This is a genomic window from Streptococcus sp. HMSC074B11, from assembly GCF_001808705.1.
Taxonomy (GTDB): domain Bacteria; phylum Bacillota; class Bacilli; order Lactobacillales; family Streptococcaceae; genus Streptococcus.
In genome coordinates this window covers 1-525 of the sequence record NZ_KV794308.1, presented here as the reverse complement: position 1 = coordinate 525, position 525 = coordinate 1, and the positions used below count along the sequence as shown (strand labels likewise).

The window sequence follows — 525 nt, the reverse complement described above, 5'->3', positions numbered from 1 at the left end:
GGTTGGTTTTGTCACATCATTTACGATTGGAACATATATGATCGGAGTATCATTACCTGGGTTTGTTGGAAGGTTTGGTAGTTCCTTACCTGGTTCTACTGGTTTATTAGTGTTTGGTTTACTTGGATCGTTTGGATCTGGTAAGTATGGTTTGTAGCCTGGGACATTTGGAACAATTGGTTTACTTGGCTTGGTTGGATCGTTTGGATCATTCGGATACTTCACTTTTGGAGTATCTGGGAATTTCGGATCATCAGATTTCGGAACCAAACTTCCAAGTGGTTTGTAGATAACATGTTCTGTCACTTCTGGTTGATCTGGAGTTACAACTTTAGATCCAGCTTCTGCCTTATCTGAGTAAAATCCTTCTACAACTGGAACAATAACCTTACCATAAGTATGGCTTGATTGATCCCATGTGATACTTCCGTCTGCCTGTTTTTGCTTACCAGTGAACGTAAAGTCAGTTTGAACATTAGGAGTTGGAGTATCTGCTCCCGCACCTTCAAAGGTTACCGTTTGTTT

1 pseudogene is annotated in these 525 nt (G+C 40.6%); it reads right to left on the bottom strand.

Features of this window, described 5'->3' with window-relative positions:
- A pseudogene (locus HMPREF2619_RS11425) lies at positions 1 to 525 on the bottom strand (hypothetical protein); the annotation flags it as partial.